A 17,601-nucleotide genomic window follows, 5' to 3' on the forward strand; every position below is an offset into this window, starting at 1 on the left:
CAACGGATGCGCCGGCAGCCCCGGCGCAGGATGGGCGATGGGGCATCGCCCGTGAAAGGCGCCGGCATGCGACGCCGGCGTCCGATGGAATGGGCCGCTGCTGCCGGAGGCGGTGCCCCGGGCTGGGCAGGGCGCGACGCCCTGTGCGGCGGTGGTGTGGTGCTGCTGCGCGTTTGCAGCAAACGGGGAAGTCTAGTACGTATCTGGCTTGCGTGCCGGGCGCCGTGCCATTGGCCCTGCTGCGAGGTGCGGCATGGGCGGCCGCGTCACAGCGCCTTGCGCAGCGTGAGGTTGATGCGGAAGCTGCCCGTGGCCGGGTGCTCGCCCGGCGCCACGGGCAGCACGCCGTGGAAGCGCAGCCGGTCCACGCCGCCCCAGACCACCACGTCGCCGTGGCGCAGCGGCACGCGCAGCGCGCGCTCGCCGCGCGTGGCGCCGCCCCACAGGAAGACGGCCGGCAGGCCCAGCGATACCGAGACGATGGGCGCGCCGAGGTCGCGCTCGTCGCGGTCCTGGTGCAGCGACATGCGCGCGCCGGGCTCGTAGCGGTTGACCAGGCAGGCATCGGGCGCGAAGCGCGCAAACCCCGCCTGCTGCGCCGCCGCCCGCGCCAGCCGCGCGAAGGCCGCGGGCATGGCGGGCCAGGGCAGGCCGGTGAGCGGGTCGCGGTCGGCGTAGCGGTAGCCCTGCCGGTCGCTGACCCACGACAGCGGCCCGCAGCCCGTCATGGCCACCGACATGGCCTTGCCGCCGGGCGTCTGCATGCGGCGCCACGGCGCGTGCAGGGCGACTTGCCGCACGCCCTGCACCAGCGCCTCCGCCTGCGCCAGCGCAAAGCCGCGCAGCAGCATTGCCTGGGCGCCCAGGGGCAGCGCCGCGGGCGCGTCGCCGAACAGATCGTCGATGGGGTGGTCGGGCATGGCGAGAGTTTGAGTCAAAATGCATGCTGGCGCTTATCCATAAAGCACCAGCAGCTATTTTTGTGATAGCTGAACGATACGGAGACGCCCATGAACATCGCACAACTGCTGCAGCGCAGCGCCCTGGTCCATGGCGACCGCCCGGCCGTGCTGGCCGGCGCGCGCCTGCTGCACGACTATCGTACGCTGGCCGCGCGCGTGGCCGCGCTGGCAGGGCATCTGCGCGGGCGCTGCGGCGTGCAGGCGGGCGAGCGCGTGGCCATCTTCTCGGCCAACTGCCCCGAGTACCTGGAGGCGCTGCACGCCATCCACTGGGCCGGCGCCATTTCGGTTCCCGTCAACTACAAGCTGCACGCGCGCGAACTGGCCCATGTGCTCTCCGACAGCGGCGCGCGCGTGGTCTGCGTGTCCGGCGCGCTCAAGGGCGACGCGCTGGCGGCCGGGGCCGACGCCGCGGCGCTGCAAGTGCTGGGCGATGCCGTCTGGCAGCAGGAGGCGCAGGGCGCGCCGCTGCCGCCGCAGGAGCGCGCGCCCGGGGACGTGGCCTCGCTGTTCTACACATCGGGCACCACGGGCCGGCCCAAGGGCGTGATGCAGACGCACCGCAACCTGCTGGCCATGACCATGGCCTACTTCACCGACGTGGACGACGTGCGGCATGACGACGCCATGGTCTACGCCGCGCCCATGTCGCATGGTGCGGGCCTGTACAACTATGCCCACATGCTGCGCGGCGCACGCCACGTGGTGCCCGAATCTGGCGGGTTCGACCCGGCCGAGCTGGTGCGGCTGGCTGCCAGCGTGGGGCGGCTGTCGCTGTTCGCCGCGCCCACCATGGTGCACCGCCTGGTGGAGCATGTGCGCAGCACGGGCGCGGACGTGGGCGGCTTCAAGACCATCGTCTACGGCGGCGGCCCCATGTACGTGGAGGACCTGCGCCGGGCGATCGACGCCATGGGGCAGAAGTTCGTGCAGATCTACGGCCAGGGCGAAAGCCCCATGACCATCACGGCCCTGGCGCGCGAGCACCTGGCCGACACGGCGCACCCGCGCTGGGCCGAGCGCATCGCCTCGGTGGGCGTGGCGCATTCCTGCGTGCAGGTGCGCGTGGTGGACGGCCAGGACCGACCCGTGCCCGCGGGCGAGTTGGGCGAGGTTGTGGTGCGCGGCGAGACGGTGATGGCAGGCTACTGGGGCAATGCAGAGGCCACGGCCCAGACGCTGCGCGGCGGCTGGCTGCACACGGGCGACGTGGGGCAGCTGGACGAGCACGGCTTCCTCACGCTGCGCGACCGTAGCAAGGACGTGATCATCTCCGGCGGCTCCAACATCTACCCGCGCGAGGTGGAAGAGGTGCTGCTGCTGCACCCGCGCGTGCGCGAGGCGGCCGTGGTGGGCCGGCGCGACGCTGAATGGGGCGAGGTGGTGGTCGCTTTCCTGGTGGCCGACGGCGCGCCTGTGCCCGATGCCGAGCTGGACGCGCTGTGCCTCGAGCACATCGCGCGCTTCAAGCGCCCCAAGGCCTACCGCTGGGTGCAGGCATTGCCGAAGAACAGCTACGGCAAGGTGCTCAAGACCGAGCTGCGCGCCCTGTTGTAACCACGGCGGCGCCATGTGCATGCGCGCGCGCCGGGCGCGCCGCGGGCCGATGGTGGAACATGGCGGCCATCTACGGCACCGATGAGAGGACGCACCATGGCTACCTACACCGTCAAACTCCAGGCCAGGCAGCCCGTGGCAGAGGGCACGATGGCCTTTCACCTGGAGAAGCCCGCCGGGTTCGAGTTCCGCCCCGGCCAGGCGATGGAGGTGATCCTGCCCGGCGGCGCGGAGGGCGAGGAGGGGCGCCACGCGTTCTCCATCGTCAGCGCGCCGCACGAGGCCGAGCTGGTGTTCGCCACGCGCATGCGGGACAGCGCCTTCAAGCGTGCCCTGGCCGCATTGCCGCTGGGCGCCAGCCTGGACATCGACGGCCCGTTCGGCTCGCTCATCCTGCACAAGAAGGCCGAGCGCGCGGGCGTGCTGGTCGCAGGCGGCATCGGCATCACGCCGTTCATGAGCATGCTGCGCAACGCCGCCGAGCAGCATTCCGAACAGAGCCTGGTGCTGCTGTACTCCAACCGCCGCCCCGAGGACGCGGCTTTTCTCGCCGAGCTGCAGGCACTGGCGCAGCGCCATCCGAAGTTCCGCCTCGTGGCCACCATGACCGGCATGGCGCGTTCGCAGCAGGCATGGGACGGCGCCACGGGCTACATCGACGGCGCCTTCGTGCGGCGCGCCATCGAGGGGCTGCCCGCGCCCATCTTCTACGTGTCGGGCCCGCCCGCCTTGGTCGAGGCCATGCGCGGCACCCTGGTCGACGATGCGGGCGTGGACGAGGACGACGTGCGCAGCGAGGAGTTCTACGGCTACTGAACCTCTTGACCATCGGCCGCCGCGTTCCACGCCGAGACCACGAAGCGCACCCGGCCGGCGATGCCGGGCGCGTTGTCGTTGCCGAAGGCGATCGTCATCACCTGCTTGCCGGTCTTGAGCGTCCTGTACGCCAGGGACTCGGTGGCGTGGCCCACGTTGTCGCTCTGCCAGCCGAAGCGGGTCGTCCACGCGTCTCCGGGCGTCTGGGGCGGCACCATCTCGACGATCACGGTGTCGCGGAACAGGTAGCCGCCCTCGTAGTGCGTGTCAGCCCAGAACTTGCGGTCCACCTCGTAGTCGGGCACGCGCACGCCCAGCGTCATGCCGTAGGCCAGCGAGGGGCGCGCGGGGTTCACGCGGGCGCGGTTGGCCAGGAAGACGGTGGAGAGGTAGATGCTCCTGGCGTCCTTCTTCGCCGGGTCGACCAGATCCTGGTGGCTGCGGCAGGCCACGGAGTCCTCCTCGGCCATCCTGCGCGTCAGGTACCAGCGCTTGCCCCGGGGCGAGGCCAGCAGCTCGAACTGGTAGAGCGCGTTGACCGCCTTGCCCTGGATCTCGGGCGGCAGCTGCACCGAGTCGATGTCCACCCAGATGTCCACGCGCACGTCGCCGAACAGGAAGCGCGTGAGGTTCTGGTAGGCCTCCTCGCTGTTGACGATGCCGAAGTAGCCCGAGTGCGAGCGGTAGGTGTAGGCGGTGGCGCAGGGGGCGGAGAACTTGCCCCTGGCGTTCACGCCCCAGACCGAGGCGTTCTCTATGCGCACCAGCCCGTCGCTGCCGTGCCCGGCGAAGGTACGCGACAGGCCCAGGGCCACGCCGTAGTCCGCGCGGTTGGTGCCGATCATGCAGAAGAAGCGCTCGGACGGGAAGACCTCCTCGGGCAGCCAGTCCACGCGCTGGGTCTTCTTGTACAGCGCCTCCAGCTTCAGGTACCTGGCCATGTTCTCGCGGTTGAAGTTGTTCATGTCCGCGGCGCCGAGCCACTCGGGCACGTTGATGCCGGCGACGTCGATGCCGTTGTGCGGCGTGGCGTAGGTGAAGACCTTGTCCACGCTGGCGCGGGCCTGGTCGTCGCCCAGGTCGGGGTTCTGCAGGAACGCCCGGCAGACCAGGCCGCCCATGGAGTGCGCGACGAGGTGGCAGCGGAAGTCCTCGGGCGCCAGCCGGTTGTCCGGGTTGGCGCAGGCCAGGTCGCGCACGCGCAGGACCAGGTCGCTCAGGCCCCGGGCGAATTGCGAGATGTCCGGCGTCTTGCCGCTGCCCAGCAGCGCCGACGCCTGCTCGTAGTAGCGGTAGATGACGATCGAGCGCAGGGAAAGGCTGCCCTCCCATTCGCCGTCCAGGATGTCCAGGCCGTTGTCGTAGACGTCGGCATAGCCGAAGTCGGACATCAGCCGCAGCACGGGGGATTCGAAGACGAACTTCTTGGCGGGCTTGGTCTTGTCCGGCGTGGCGCGGTACACCGTGGAGCCGAGGTTGAAGCCGCAGAACGGGTCGGCCGTGGTCTCGTCCTGCTCCCGCTCGGTCATGGCGTAGCCGCGCACGTAGATGATGGGGAAGAAGGGGGCATGCGGGCTGGCCATGGCGGTGCTCCCTACGCGAAGACGGGGCTTCCCGATGCGTGCCGCGCGCGCATCTCGGCCAGCATCTGCCGCTCGCTCAGGTCTGCGGCCCAGGCGGGGCGCAGCTGGTAGTGGGGCTGGTCGACGATGGTCTTCCAGTTGCCGCCCCACTCCAGGCCCAGGTCCATGCCCAGCACGCCGACGGCCTTGTACTTCGGCGAGTCGCCCAGGTAGCGGTTGCCCTCGAACACGCCGATGTCGAATGCGATGCCGAAGTTGTGGTTGGAGTAGCCGCCCCTGGCGTTGGTGACCACGCTGCCCGGGGCGGTGCGGCCTTGGGCGTAGAGCGCGTCCTGCTCCTCGTAGGTCCGCAGGCCGCTGATGACGCGGATGGCGATGCCCGAGGCGGCCGCCTTCTGCACCAGCGCCCGGGCCATGGGCTGCACCTGCGGCAGCAGCGTGGCGATGACCTTCTCGCTGCGCGGGTCCACCGGCGCGATGGCCTGCTCCGGGGCCTGGCCATCGATCTTCTTGCCAACCAGGCGTTCGTAGATGGCGCCCCAGGTCTGGGGGCCCGCCTTCCCGTCGACCTCGATGCCCAGCCGGGCCTGGACGGCGGCAATCATCTCTTCGATGCGCATGGTGTCCTCCTGGGGGTGCCGCTTGCGGCATGCAGGGCCTTATCAGAGTACCGGCGGGATGCGGTGTCAAGTGGTTGTTGCGCGGCGGTGGAGGGGGCCGCTGCGCGACAATGGCGCGGATCGACCCATCCACCCCCGGGCCGGCACGCCGGCCCGCCGCCGGAGCACACATGACGACCCCCGCCGCCCCCATCACCCTGAAGATCGACTTCGTCTCCGACGTGGCCTGCCCCTGGTGCGCCATCGGCCTGGCCGCGCTCACGCAGGCGGCTGCGCGGCTGTCGGGCCAGGTGCTGCTCGACTGGCATTTCCAGCCCTTCGAGCTCAACCCCGGCATGGGGCCCGGGGGCGAGGACCTGTTGGAGCACCTTGCCGCCAAGTACGGCGCCGCGCCCGAGCAGCTGCGCCAGACGCAGCAGCAGATCGCCGCGCGCGGCGCCGCGCTGGGCGTGGTGTTCAGCCCGCGGCGCACGCGCATCTACAACACCTTCGACGCGCACCGCCTGCTGCACTGGCTGGGCGAGCAGGGCGCCGCCGGCCAGCAGCTGGCGTTCAAGCAGGCGCTGTTCAAGAGCTACTTCACCGATGCCGAGAACCCCTCCGACCCCGCCGTGCTGCTGCGCCTGGTGCGCGAGGCGGGGCTGGACGAGGCCCGCGCCCGCGCGGTGCTGGAGTCGGGCGAATACGCCGACGCCGTACGCGAGCGCGAGGCCTTCTACCAGGAGCGCGGCATCCACTCGGTGCCGGCCGTGATCGTCGATGGGCGCCACCTGATCCAGGGCGGCCAGCCGGTCGAGGTGTTCGAGCAGGCGCTGCGCCGGATCGCGGCGCAGCGGGTGTGAATTTGCTCTTGTATTAATAGCTGCTAGCGCTTTGTGGATGGACGCTGCAGGTCGTTTTGGCTTGAAGTGGCCTATTTCAGCGGAATCGGCGTGGCCCGGTCTACGGGCACGGCCGTGACGCTGTTCTGCGGCGAGCCGTCGATGAGCTTGTCGGAATAGCTCAGGTAGACGAGGGTGTTGCGCTTGGCGTCCACCATGCGCACCACGCGCAGGCGCTTGAACAGCAGGGACATGCGCTCGCTGAACACTTCCTGCTGGGCTTTCAGCGGCTGGGCGAACGCGATGGGGCCCACCTGGCGGCAGGCGATTGAGGCCTCGGCTCGGTCCTCGGCCAGGCCCAGCGTGCCCTTGATGCCGCCGGTGCGCGCGCGCGAGACGTAGCAGGTCACGCCCTGCACGAGCGGGTCGTCATAGGCCTCGACGACGATGTCGTGGTCGCGGCCGATCCACTGGAAGGCCGTGTCCACCGTGCCGATCTTGTCGGGCTGCGCCGCGCACGTGCCGGCCGCGAGCAGGGCCGCGGCGGCCATGCAGGTGGCGCGCAGCGTCCTCATGCCGCCCCCGCCGTGCCAGCCGCCTCGCCGCAGCGGCGCCGCAGGTGGGCCAGGGCCTCTTCCACCTGGTCCACCAGCACCAGGCACAGGTCGCCCGGCTGCAGGCGCTCCAGCGCATGGTCGATGGCGACGAATTCGCCATGGATCTCGGTCACGTAGCGGGTGCGCGGCGCGCCCTCCAGGCCCTGCTTGAGCAGGGCCAGCACCTCGCCGTCGGCGCGGCCGCGCTGGCAGGCGTCCTGGTACAGGACCACGTCGTCGAACGCGGCGCCCAGGGTCCGGGTCTGCTCGATGATGTCCTGGTCGCGCCGGTCGCCCGCGCCGCTGATGACCACGCTGCGCTGCTTGGCCGGGATGGCGTCCACGGCCTGCACCAGCGCGCGGATGGCGTCGGGGTTGTGGCCGTAGTCGGCGATCAGCGTGGCGCCGCGGTAGTCCATGACGTTGAAGCGGCCGGGCGCGTTGTCGCTGTCGTTCACGAAGCCGGCCAGGCCCCGGCGGATGGTCTGCCATGGCAGGCCCAGGCCCCAAGTGGCCGCGATGGCGGCCATGGCGTTCTCGACCTGGAAGCCGATGGCGCCGCCGCGCGTGATCGGGATCTCGCGCAGCGGGACGCTTTCGCGCCACGAGCCCTCGGCGGCGACGATGTGGCCCTCGTCCACGTAGACCACGCGGTTGCCCTGCGCGCGGTGCGTGGCCATGACGGGGTGGTGGCGGTCGGCGGCGAAGAAGATCACCTTGCCGGGGCAGCTCGTCGCCATGGCGGCCACGTGCGGGTCGGCGGCGTTGAGCACGGCGTAGCCGTCCTGCGCCACGTTCTGCACGATGACGCGCTTGAGCACTGCCACGTCCTCCACCGTGTGGATGAAGTTCAGGCCCAGGTGGTCGCCCTCGCCCACGTTGGTGACCACGGCCACCTGGCAGCGGTCGAAGCCCAGGCCCTCGCGCAGCAGGCCGCCGCGCGCGCATTCGAGCACGGCGGCGTCGGCCTCGGGGTGGGCCAGGGCGTTGCGCGCGCTCCTGGGGCCGGAGCAGTCGCCGCTGTCGATCTGGCGGCCGTTGACGTACACGCCGTCGGTGTTGGTCATGGCGGTGCGCCAGCCGTGCGCGGTGAACAGGTGCGCGATCAGGCGCGTGGTGGTGGTCTTGCCGTTGGTGCCGGTGACGGCCACGAGCGGGATGCGCCCGTCCTGCCCCGGCGGGAACAGCGCGTCCACCATGGGCACGCCCACGTTGCGCGGGCGGCCGAACGAGGGCGCCAGGTGCATGCGCAGGCCGGGGGCGGCGTTCACCTCGACGATGCCGCCGTTCTGCTCCTCCAGCGGGTGCAGGATGCTCTCGCAGATCACGTCCACGCCGCAGATGTGCAGGCCGATGGTCTGCGCCGCCTCGATGGCGCGCGCCGCCACCTCGGGGTGCACGTCGTCGGTCACGTCGGTGGCGCTGCCGCCGGTGGAGAGGTTGGCGTTGTTGCGCAGCACCACGCGCTGGCCCTGCGCGGGCACGGACTCGGGCGCGAGCCCCTCGGCGGCGATGCGCGCGATGGCGATGTCGTCCAGCCGGATCTTGGTCAGCGCCGTGCCGTGGCCGCTGCCGCGGCGCGGGTCCTGGTTCACGATGTCCACCAGCTCGCGGATGGTGTGCACGCCGTCGCCCAGCACCTGCGGCGGCTCGCGCCGCGCGGCGGCTACGAGCTGGTGGCCCACCACCAGCAGGCGGAAGTCGTGGCCGGGCAGGAAGCGCTCGACCATCACCTCGTCGCCGTACTGGAGCGCCGTGGCGTAGGCTGCCTCCAGCTGCGCGCGCGTGGTGATGTTCACCGTCACGCCCTTGCCCTGGTTGCCGTCCTGGGGCTTGACCACCACGGGCAGGCCCACTTCCTCGGCCACCTTCCAGGCATCATGAACGTCGGCCACGGGGCGGCCCAGCGGCACGGGCACGCCGGCGGCGTGCAGCAGGCGCTTGGTCAGGTCCTTGTCCTGCGCGATGGACTCGGCCACGGCGCTGGTCACGTCCAGCTCGGCGGCCTGGATGCGGCGCGCCTGCGAGCCCCAGCCCAGCTGCACCAGCGAGCCGCTGGTCAGGCGCCTGAACGGGATTCCGCGCGCCACGGCCGCATCGACGATGGCGCCCGTGGAGGGGCCGATGCGCTCGTCTTCGTCGAGCTCGCGCAGCCGGGCGACCACGGCGGCGGCGTCGAACGGGGTGTCGTCCAGCGCGGCCCGCACCAGCGCCTCGGCCTGCTCCATGGCCTGCCGGCCCACGGCCTCCTCGGTGTACTCGACCACCACCTGGCTGGTGCCTGGCTCCACCGTCTCGTGCGTGCGGCTGAAGGTGACGGGGCAGCCGGCCTGCGCCTGCAGCGACAGGGCCGCCACCTCCAGCACATGGGCCAGCGACAGGCGCTGGTCGGCGCCGTGGGGGTGCAGCGCGCCGATCTTGGGGAAGCGTGCGCGCAGGCGGTCCTCGAAGCCGGGCAGGGTGCGGTAGTCTCCCTCGTGGGGCTCGCAGTGCACGACGGCCTCCATGGCGGTGCTGCGGGTCCAGAGGTTGGGGCCGCGCAGGGCGCGGATGCGGGTGATCTGCATGGTGTTCTCTTATTGAGCCAAATTGGCCTCTAACGCTTGTGGGGTAAGCGGTAACAGCTATCGTTTCTGAGTCAGGCGCCCGGGTATTCGAAGGTCTTGATGCCCGCGGCGATCAGATCGGGGGCAATGTCCATGGACCAAGCCGCGGCGATGGCCGCGAGCAGCGCCGGCGTGTCGGGCCGCTGGCCGCCCGCCAGGCTCAGCGCCGCCAGCGTGCCCAGCGCACGCTCGCCGGCGCCCGTGGCCAGGATGACCTGCTCGCCGCGCACGAACACGGCGCGGCCTTCGCCACCGTTTTCCGTATTCGCGCGGTGGGCTGCGATGGCCGGGTTGTCCGCTGCGGTGGAGTACAGCAGCACCTCGCCGTCGCACAGGGCGCTGAGCTCCGCGACCTGGGCGATGTCGGCGTTGAGCACGCCCGCGCCTTCGTCGAGCACCACGTCGATCTGGGTGCGCAGCACACGCGTCATCTTGGCCTGCTCCAGCACGTCATGGTCGGCCAGGCTCTCGTAGCCGTCCATGTCCGTCACCACGCCGACCAGGCAGCGGTCGTAGGCCAGGCCCTCCTCCAGGATGGAGCGGGCCGTGGTCTGGATCACGGCGGCCTGGGCCAGGCGGTTGGTCAGCAGGCGGTGGGCGCCGGCCCAGTTGGCGGTGTCGCTCTTCTGCGTGCGGCGGTTGGCCAGGAACATGCCCTCGCTGCTGGCCACGCCCGTGAGCTTGCCCGACAGCTGCAGCAGCCAGCCGACCAGCCGCGCGATGAAGGCGTTGTGCCTCGTGCCCACGATGCCCACGAGCGGGATGCGGCCCGCGCCGGGGCCGTCCTCGCGCGGGAACAGGTGGTCGGCGATGGCCATGCCCACGGGGCGCGGCGCGCCGCTGGTGGGCTTGAGGTGCATGAGCAGGCCGGGGCCGGCGTTGACTTCGAGGATGGCACCCTGGCCCTGCATGGGTTGGGACACGTCCTTCAGGATCATGTCCATGCCGGCGATGTCCAGGCCGACGATCTTCGCCGCGAGCTGGGCGTAGTACGCCACGTCGGGGTGCACGTCGTCGGTGCAGTCAATGGCCATGTTGCCGTTGCGCTGCAGCAGCACGCTCTGGCCCTGGGGGATCACGCTGTCGGGCGTGACGTTCTGGCGCTTGAGCTCCAGCTGTACGGCGCCCGCCTCCAGGTTGATCCAGTCCAGCGGGTACTCCTGCTCGGGGCCGCGGCGCGGGTCCTGGTTGAGCACGGCGACCAGCTCGCGCAGCGTGGCCTGGCCGTTGCCGTGCACGCTCACGGTCTCGCCCTTGGTGGCGGCCACCACCTTGCCGCCCACGACCAGCAGGCGGTGTTCGATGCCATCGATGAACTTCTCGACGATGACGTCGGAGCCCTCGGGCTCGGCCAGCGCGAAGGCGGCCTTGATGTCGGCCTCGCGCGAGAGCTCCAGCGTCACGCCGCGCGCGTGGTTGCCGTCGGACGGCTTCACGGTGACGGGAAAGCCGATCTCCTGGGCCACTTCCCAGGCCTCCTCGGCGTTCTTGACGATGCGGCCCTCGGGCACGGGCACGCCGCAGGCGGCCAGCAGGCGCTTGGTGAAATCCTTGTCCTGGGCAATGCCCTCGGCGATGGCGCTGGTCTGGTCGCTCTCGGCCGTCCAGATGCGCCGCTGCGCCGCTCCGTAGCCCAGCTGCACCAGGTTGCCGTCGTTCAGGCGGATGTGGGGGATGCGGCGCTCGCTCGCCGCATCGACGATGCAGCCGGTGCTGGGGCCCAGGTAGCGGTCGTTGATGGCCGTCTTGATGGCGTGGATGGCGGCCTTCAGGTCGAACGGCTGGTCGTTGATGGCCGCCATGAGGAGCCTGTGGCCGCAGTCCAGGGCCACGCGCGCCACGGCCTCCTCGGGGCAGCGGAACACCATGCGGTACACGCCGCGCCTGGAGATCTCGCGCGTCTGGCCGAACTCGGCCGGCATGCCCGAGAGGTTCAGCAGCTCGATGACAACGTGCTCCAGCACATGGCCCATCCAGGTGCCGCCTTCCAGGCGCTGGATGAAGCCGCCGCGTTCGCCCACGCCACAGGTGTGCTCCACCAGGTCGGGCAGCCAGCGGGTCAGGCGCTCGTTGAAGCCGGGCAGCTTGTTGGACGGGTAGTCCTCCAGCTCGCCCAGGTCCAGCCAGACTTCGAGGATGGGGCGGTAGGTCCAGACACTGGGGCCGCGCAGGTAGGTGGCGCGCAGCAGTTGGATATCTTTGAATGTGGCCATGAAATGCAGCGTGGAGGATTCGGGTGCCCGCGCGGTGGGGCGGGTGGGCGACGCGCCCGGGAATGGATTGTGCGCCGGGAACGCGGCGCGTCAGCCCAGGGCAGTGTCAGCCGCCGGCGGGTGCCGCGCGTTACTGGGGAATACCGCCACGCCGCCGTGGCCGGGCCCCCGCCGGCCGGCAATGCCGGCCACGGCCGTGGGCCCGCGCGCGAACTCCCTGCCCCGGCGGGGACGGACATACAAAACAAAATGCAACATCATCATTCTGTGGACGCCTTGGGTGTCTTGCCCGGCCCTTTTGGAGCCGGCCTGCGAGCAGCGCTCGCTTCCGACGAAAACGTGCAGGCCGCCTTCGAGGTTGACCTGACGCCCGGGCTGCGCTTCGCGCCCGGCCTGCTGGTGCTGACCGACCGGCGCCTGCTGGCGCAGGGCACCGATGCGGCGGCCCAGGAATGGCCGCTGGCGCCCGGCATGGCGCTGCGCATGCTGGACCATGGCGGCGTGGGCACGCTGGAACTGCACGACGCCGACCGGCGCTTGGCGCTGTGGCGCTTCACGCTGGGGCGCCATCCCCAGGCGCTGCACCTGCAGCAGCGCCTGGAGCGCCAGCTCGCGCTGCTGGAAAACTCCCAGGCCGTGGCTGCGCCCGAGGAGGAGGACACGCCGCGCTGCGCCGCGTGCGGCACGCCGCTGCCCCCCGACAGCGACGAATGCCCGGCCTGCGCGCGCCAGCAGCCGCCCCGGGCGTCGACCTGGGTGCTGCTGCGCCTGTGGCGCTTCGCGCGGCCCTACAGGAAGCAGCTGGCCGCGGGCTTCGCGCTCACGCTGGCCTCCACCGCCGCGTCGCTGGTGCCGCCGTACATGACCATTCCGCTCATGGATGACATCCTGATCCCCTACCAGAGCGGCCAGCAGATCCCCACGGGCATGGTCATGCTGTACCTGGGCGGGCTGCTGCTGGCGGCGCTGCTGGCCTGGGGGCTGGGGTGGGCGCGCACTTACATCCTGGCGCTGGTGTCCGAGCGCATAGGCGCCGACCTGCGCACCACCACCTACGAGCACCTGCTGCGCCTGTCGCTGGACTACTTCGGCAGCAAGCGCACGGGCGACCTGATGGCGCGCATAGGCTCCGAGACCGACCGCATCAACGTCTTCCTCTCGCTCAACGCGCTCGACTTCGCTACCGACGTGCTCATGATCGTGATGACCTCGGTGATCCTGTTCTCCATCAACCCCTGGCTGGCCCTGGTCACGCTGGTGCCGCTGCCCTTCATCGCCTGGCTCATCCACAACGTGCGCGACCGCCTGCGCACGGGCTTCGAGAAGATCGACCGCGTGTGGAGCGAGGTGACCAACGTGCTGGCCGACACCATCCCCGGCATCCGCGTGGTCAAGGCCTTCGCCCAGGAATCGCGCGAGGCCCAGCGCTTTCGCGCCGCCAACCAGCACAACCTGGAGGTCAACGACCGCCTGAACAAGACCTGGAGCTTGTTCGCGCCCACCGTGTCGCTGATGACCGAGGTGGGCCTGCTCGTGGTCTGGGGCTTCGGCATCTGGCTCGTGGCCAGGAACCAGATCACCGTGGGCGTGCTCGCGGCCTTCATCGCCTACATCGGGCGCTTCTACACGCGGCTCGACTCCATGAGCCGCATCGTCTCCGTCACGCAGAAGGCTGCGGCCGGTGCCAAGCGCATCTTCGACATCCTGGACCACGTGAGCAACGTGCCCGACCCCGCCAACCCCGTGCGGGTGAACAAGGTGGAGGGCGCGATCGAGATGCGCGACATCGGCTTCCGCTACGGCAGCCGCACGGTCATCAGGAACCTGTCGCTCGACATCCGCCCCGGCGAGATGATCGGCCTCGTGGGCCACAGCGGCTCGGGCAAGAGCACGCTGGTGAACCTCATCAGCCGCTTCTACGACGTGAGCGACGGCGCCATCCTGGTCGATGGCGTGGACATCCGCCGCATGGCCGTGAGCGACTTCCGCCGCCACATCGGCCTGGTGCTGCAGGAGCCCTTCCTGTTCTTCGGCACCATCGCCGAGAACATCGCCTACGGCCGGCCCGACGCCACGCGCGACGAGATCGTGGCCGCCGCGCGCGCCGCGCATGCGCACGAATTCATCCTGCGCCTGCCCCACGGCTACGACAGCCTGGTGGGCGAGCGCGGCCAGGGCCTCTCGGGCGGCGAGCGCCAGCGCATCTCCATCGCGCGCGCGCTGCTCATCGACCCGCGCATCCTGATCCTGGACGAAGCCACCTCCGCCGTGGACACCGAGACCGAGAAGGAGATCCAGAAAGCGCTCGACAACCTCGTGCAGGGCCGCACCACCATCGCCATCGCCCACCGCCTGTCCACGCTGCGCAAGGCCGACCGCCTCGTGGTCATGGACCGCGGCGAGGTCGTCGAAGTGGGCCCGCACGACGAGCTCATGGCGCAGCAGGGCGCCTACTGGCGCCTGTACGAGGCCCAGGCGCGCCGCGCCGAGGAGGACGCCGAGGCCGCCGGCGTGCGCGTCGAGAGCACGCGCCAGCACAGCGCCCACCCGGCGGGCAAGTGACCGAGGACACCGCGATGAACACCACTACCACCACGCCTGTCCCACTGGACCTGTGGCGCAACCCCCATGGCCGCCTGATGCTGCGCCTCGCGGGCGGCACCGAGCCCGTCGCCGTCACGCCCGTGCGGGCCTTTCCCATCGCCGCGCCGCTGGAGGGCCTGTCGCTCGTCGGCCCCGACGGCCACGAACTGGCCTGGGTGCCGCGCCTGGATGCGCTGCCCGCCGCAGCGCGCGCGCTGATCGAAGAGGAATTCGCCGCGCGTGAGTTCGTGCCCACCATCACGCGCATCCGCAGCGTATCGAGCTTTTCCACGCCCAGCACCTGGGAGGTGGACACCGACCGCGGTGCCGCGCAGCTGGTGCTCAAGGGCGAGGAGGACATCAGGCGCCTGGCCGGGCGCACCAAGCTGCTCATCGCCGCCAGCGACGGGCTGCAGTTCCACGTGCCCGACGTCACCGCGCTGGACCGCGCCTCGCGCAAGCTGCTCGAACGATTTCTATAGCGCCTGGCGCTTTGGCGGCGGGCGTTTGCTGGCGATCGGTGAAAAAAGCCTTTAGTTCCCCCTTTGTTTGCCGAAATGGATGTACGACGAGGTGGTAGCCGCGCCTGCCGCCCGTCGCCCATTCGTGAGGGACCCTTGCCATGCAATTGCCACCCGTAGTCCGTTCGCCTCCCCAATGGCGTCCCCAGGGCGCCGATCTGTATTCCACGGGCGCCTCTGGAGCCGCGCCCGTGCGGCCCGTGAATCCGGCCAACCCCGTCGAGTCCATGGACCGGCTGGGCGAGGGTGCCATCGTGCGCGAGCCCACCAAGCCCACCGCGCCCGATGAGGAAAACCGCGACTGGACCCTGGCCGAGGCCAGGAAGGAAGCGCCGAAGGAGGCCGAGGAACCGCCCAAGGAGCCGATCTACAAGCAACTGCTGGAGCTCATACAGTCCATGTGGCGCGCCAGCGGCAGCGCCGTGGAGCTGGCGCAGGACATCAACAAGACCACGCTGCAGGAGCGCCTGGCCCAGCAGGTGCAGGACCGGCAGTCGCCGACCTATTCCGACCCCAAGGTCAAGCGCACCGGTGGCTTGTAATCGCGGCTGATCGGCATTTGCAGCCGGCCCTGGCGCAGGCCGGCGGGGCGCACGCACTGTTCAAGCGCACTGCGGCGCGGCATCATGGGCGCACGACAACGCCCATGACCGGAGGAAACCTCCATGACGACCGTCAGCCCCAGCCCCGTGGCGCACATCCGCACCCTGGCCCTGGTGGGTGCCAGCGCCGCCGGCAAGACCACGCTGGCCGAGGCCCTGCTGCACGCCAGCGGTGCCATAGGTACGGTCGGCAGCGTGGAGCGCGGCAGCACCGTGAGCGACCACGACCCGCAGGAGATCAAGACCCAGCACTCGCTGCAGTCCTCCGTCATGCACCTCGCGCACGGCGGCTGCCGCATCCACCTGGTCGATGCGCCGGGTCTGCCGGACTTCATCGGCCAGAGCCTGCCGGCGCTGGAGGCGGTGGAAACCTGCGCCGTCGTCATCAACGCCGCCACCGGCATCGAGCCCATGGCGCGGCGCATGATGGACTACGCCGCCGAGCGCCGGCAGGACCGCCTGATCGTCGTCAACAAGATCGACGCCGAGGGCGTCCAGCTCGCCGCCCTGCTGGTTGACATACAGGCCGCGTTCGGCGCCGAATGCCTGCCGCTCAACCTGCCCGATGCCGGCGCGACCAGGGTGGTGGACTGCTTCTTCAACCGCGAGGGGCACAGCGACTTCGGCAGCGTCGCCGACGCGCACCGCGCCCTGGTAGAGCAGGTGGTGGATGTGGATGGCGACTTCGTCGAGCGCTATCTCAATGACGGCGACATCGATGCCGGCGAGCTGCACGCCCCGCTGGAGCAGGCGCTGCGCGAGGGCCACCTGATCCCGGTGTGCTTCGTCTCGGCGCGCAGCGGCGCCGGCGTGCCCGAACTGCTGGACGTCATCACCCGCTTGCTGCCCAACCCGGCCGAGGGCAACCCGCCCGACTTCTTCAAGGGCGAGGGCGAGTGCGCCGAGCTGATCCACGCCCGGCCCGACCCGGCAGCGCATGTGCTGGCCCAGGTGTTCAAGATCAGCATCGACCCCTATGTGGGCAAGCTGGCCTTTGTGCGCGTGCACCAGGGCACCATCACGCCGAGCTCTCAGCTGTTCATAGGCGACGGGCGCAAGCCTTTCAAGGTCGGCCACCTGTTCCTGCAGCAGGGCAAGGACCATGTGGAGGTGCCGAGCGCCGGGCCGGGCGACATCTGCACGATCGGCAAGATCGACGAGCTGCACTACGACGCCGTGCTGCACGACGCCGCCGAGGACGACCACATCCACCTGCGGCCCCTGCCGTTTCCCGTGCCGGTGCACGGCGTCGCCATCCGCCCCAGGCGCCGCGGCGACGAGCAGCGTCTGTGGGAAATCATGGGCAGGCTGGTGGCCGAGGACCCCTGCCTCCGGCTTGAACACCTGGCCAGTACCAACGAAACCGTGGTCTATGGCCTGGGCGAGCTGCACCTGCGCATGCTGCTGGAGCGCCTGCAGGCGGGCTACAAGTTCGAGGTCGAGACCCGGCCGCCGCGCATCGCCTACCGCGAGACCATAGGCCAGGGTGCGGCCGCGCAGTACCGCCACAAGAAGCAGAGCGGCGGCGCCGGCCAGTTCGGCGAGGTGCACCTGCGCGTGGAACCGTTGCCGCGCGGCGCCGGCTTCGAGTTCGTCGACCAGGTCAAGGGCGGCGCCATCCCCGGCCAGTTCATGCCCGCGGTCGAGAAGGGCGTGCGCGAGGCGCTGGCCGAGGGCGTCATCGCCGGCTACCCGGTGCAGGACATCCGCGTCATCGTGCACGACGGCAAGAGCCACGCCGTGGACAGCAAGGAGGTCGCCTTCGTCACCGCCGGCAAGAAGGCTGCGCAGGCCGCCATCCGCGAGGCCGCACCCACCGTGCTGGAACCCGTCGCGCGCCTGACCATCACCGTCCCCGACGGCGCCACCGGCGCCGTCACCGGCGATCTGTCCTCGCGCCGCGGCCTCGTGAGCGGCACCGACACCCCGCGCCCGGGGCAGGTCGCCATCACCGCCCAGGTACCCATGGCCGAGCTGCTGGACTACCAGAACCGCCTGAACGCCCTCACCGCCGGCCAGGGCGCCTACACCCTGGCGCTGTCGCACTACGAGGCGGTGCCGCCGCAGGTGCAGCAGCAGCTGGCGGGGCAGTACCGGGCGAAGGAGGAGCAGGAGTGAGCC

13 protein-coding genes are annotated in these 17,601 nt (G+C 70.6%); 7 read left to right on the plus strand and 6 right to left on the minus strand.

Going from position 1 to position 17,601, the window contains the following annotated elements; genetic code table 11:
* Positions 1–266: 266 nt before the first annotated feature.
* Complete coding sequence (gene alkB, locus ALIDE2_RS03635; RefSeq protein ID WP_013721439.1) at positions 267–920, minus strand: DNA oxidative demethylase AlkB; 654 nt, start codon at positions 918–920, stop codon at positions 267–269.
* 90 nt (positions 921–1,010) lie between these two features.
* On the opposite strand from alkB, the gene ALIDE2_RS03640 reads away from it, so the two are divergent.
* On the plus strand, positions 1,011–2,519 hold the full coding sequence (locus ALIDE2_RS03640) for a class I adenylate-forming enzyme family protein (RefSeq protein ID WP_013721440.1): 1,509 nt from the start codon (positions 1,011–1,013) through the stop codon (positions 2,517–2,519).
* Positions 2,520–2,615: 96 nt separating this feature from the next.
* Positions 2,616–3,335, plus strand: coding sequence for a ferredoxin--NADP reductase (locus ALIDE2_RS03645; RefSeq protein ID WP_013721441.1), 720 nt, complete (start codon positions 2,616–2,618; stop codon positions 3,333–3,335).
* On the opposite strand, the gene ALIDE2_RS03650 is transcribed toward ALIDE2_RS03645, so the two are convergent.
* Complete coding sequence (locus tag ALIDE2_RS03650; protein WP_013721442.1) at positions 3,329–4,918, minus strand: esterase/lipase family protein; 1,590 nt, start codon at positions 4,916–4,918, stop codon at positions 3,329–3,331. The genes ALIDE2_RS03645 and ALIDE2_RS03650 overlap by 7 nt on opposite strands.
* Before the next feature lie 11 nt (positions 4,919–4,929).
* Complete coding sequence (locus ALIDE2_RS03655) at positions 4,930–5,538, minus strand: M15 family metallopeptidase (RefSeq protein WP_013517671.1); 609 nt, start codon at positions 5,536–5,538, stop codon at positions 4,930–4,932.
* Between the two features lie 170 nt (positions 5,539–5,708).
* Between ALIDE2_RS03655 and ALIDE2_RS03660 the strand changes: the two genes are divergently transcribed.
* On the plus strand, positions 5,709–6,380 hold the full coding sequence (locus ALIDE2_RS03660; protein ID WP_013721443.1) for a DsbA family oxidoreductase: 672 nt from the start codon (positions 5,709–5,711) through the stop codon (positions 6,378–6,380).
* Between the two features lie 71 nt (positions 6,381–6,451).
* On the opposite strand, the gene ALIDE2_RS03665 is transcribed toward ALIDE2_RS03660, so the two are convergent.
* The 3 genes from ALIDE2_RS03665 to ALIDE2_RS03675 form a co-directional block, all read right to left on the minus strand.
* Positions 6,452–6,934, minus strand: coding sequence for a CreA family protein (locus ALIDE2_RS03665; protein ID WP_013721444.1), 483 nt, complete (start codon positions 6,932–6,934; stop codon positions 6,452–6,454).
* Positions 6,931–9,522, minus strand: a complete 2,592-nt coding sequence (cphA, locus tag ALIDE2_RS03670) for a cyanophycin synthetase (RefSeq protein WP_013721445.1) — start codon at positions 9,520–9,522, stop codon at positions 6,931–6,933. The genes ALIDE2_RS03665 and cphA overlap by 4 nt, the downstream gene beginning before the upstream one ends.
* Before the next feature lie 71 nt (positions 9,523–9,593).
* Entirely contained in the window at positions 9,594–11,774 is a 2,181-nt protein-coding gene (locus ALIDE2_RS03675) for a cyanophycin synthetase (RefSeq protein WP_013517675.1), read from the minus strand.
* 249 nt (positions 11,775–12,023) lie between these two features.
* On the opposite strand from ALIDE2_RS03675, the gene ALIDE2_RS03680 reads away from it, so the two are divergent.
* From ALIDE2_RS03680 to fusA, 4 genes are all read left to right on the plus strand, one after another.
* Positions 12,024–14,336, plus strand: a complete 2,313-nt coding sequence (locus ALIDE2_RS03680; protein WP_013721446.1) for a cyanophycin metabolism-associated ABC transporter — start codon at positions 12,024–12,026, stop codon at positions 14,334–14,336.
* A 14-nt stretch (positions 14,337–14,350) separates the two neighbouring features.
* Entirely contained in the window at positions 14,351–14,839 is a 489-nt protein-coding gene (locus tag ALIDE2_RS03685) for a cyanophycin metabolism-associated DUF1854 family protein (protein WP_013517677.1), read from the plus strand.
* 140 nt (positions 14,840–14,979) lie between these two features.
* Complete coding sequence (locus tag ALIDE2_RS03690; protein WP_013517678.1) at positions 14,980–15,420, plus strand: hypothetical protein; 441 nt, start codon at positions 14,980–14,982, stop codon at positions 15,418–15,420.
* Between the two features lie 123 nt (positions 15,421–15,543).
* The gene (fusA, locus tag ALIDE2_RS03695) at positions 15,544–17,598 is read left to right on the plus strand and encodes an elongation factor G (protein WP_013721447.1); all 2,055 of its coding nucleotides are present in this window, start codon (positions 15,544–15,546) and stop codon (positions 17,596–17,598) included.
* Positions 17,599–17,601 lie beyond the last annotated feature (3 nt).

The sequence above is a fragment of the Alicycliphilus denitrificans K601 genome (assembly GCF_000204645.1).
Lineage (GTDB): Bacteria > Pseudomonadota > Gammaproteobacteria > Burkholderiales > Burkholderiaceae_C > Alicycliphilus > Alicycliphilus denitrificans.

Coding starts and splice junctions, on each gene's coding strand:
- ALIDE2_RS03650 (WP_013721442.1), bottom strand. CDS start 4,918: ATGGCCAGCCCGCATGCCCCCTTCTTCCCCATCATCTACGTGCGCGGC.
- ALIDE2_RS03640 (WP_013721440.1), top strand. CDS start 1,011: ATGAACATCGCACAACTGCTGCAGCGCAGCGCCCTGGTCCATGGCGAC.
- ALIDE2_RS03645 (WP_013721441.1), top strand. CDS start 2,616: ATGGCTACCTACACCGTCAAACTCCAGGCCAGGCAGCCCGTGGCAGAG.
- ALIDE2_RS03660 (WP_013721443.1), top strand. CDS start 5,709: ATGACGACCCCCGCCGCCCCCATCACCCTGAAGATCGACTTCGTCTCC.
- ALIDE2_RS03675 (WP_013517675.1), bottom strand. CDS start 11,774: ATGGCCACATTCAAAGATATCCAACTGCTGCGCGCCACCTACCTGCGC.
- ALIDE2_RS03680 (WP_013721446.1), top strand. CDS start 12,024: ATGCAACATCATCATTCTGTGGACGCCTTGGGTGTCTTGCCCGGCCCT.
- ALIDE2_RS03655 (WP_013517671.1), bottom strand. CDS start 5,538: ATGCGCATCGAAGAGATGATTGCCGCCGTCCAGGCCCGGCTGGGCATC.
- alkB (WP_013721439.1), bottom strand. CDS start 920: ATGCCCGACCACCCCATCGACGATCTGTTCGGCGACGCGCCCGCGGCG.
- ALIDE2_RS03685 (WP_013517677.1), top strand. CDS start 14,351: ATGAACACCACTACCACCACGCCTGTCCCACTGGACCTGTGGCGCAAC.
- ALIDE2_RS03665 (WP_013721444.1), bottom strand. CDS start 6,934: ATGAGGACGCTGCGCGCCACCTGCATGGCCGCCGCGGCCCTGCTCGCG.
- cphA (WP_013721445.1), bottom strand. CDS start 9,522: ATGCAGATCACCCGCATCCGCGCCCTGCGCGGCCCCAACCTCTGGACC.
- fusA (WP_013721447.1), top strand. CDS start 15,544: ATGACGACCGTCAGCCCCAGCCCCGTGGCGCACATCCGCACCCTGGCC.
- ALIDE2_RS03690 (WP_013517678.1), top strand. CDS start 14,980: ATGCAATTGCCACCCGTAGTCCGTTCGCCTCCCCAATGGCGTCCCCAG.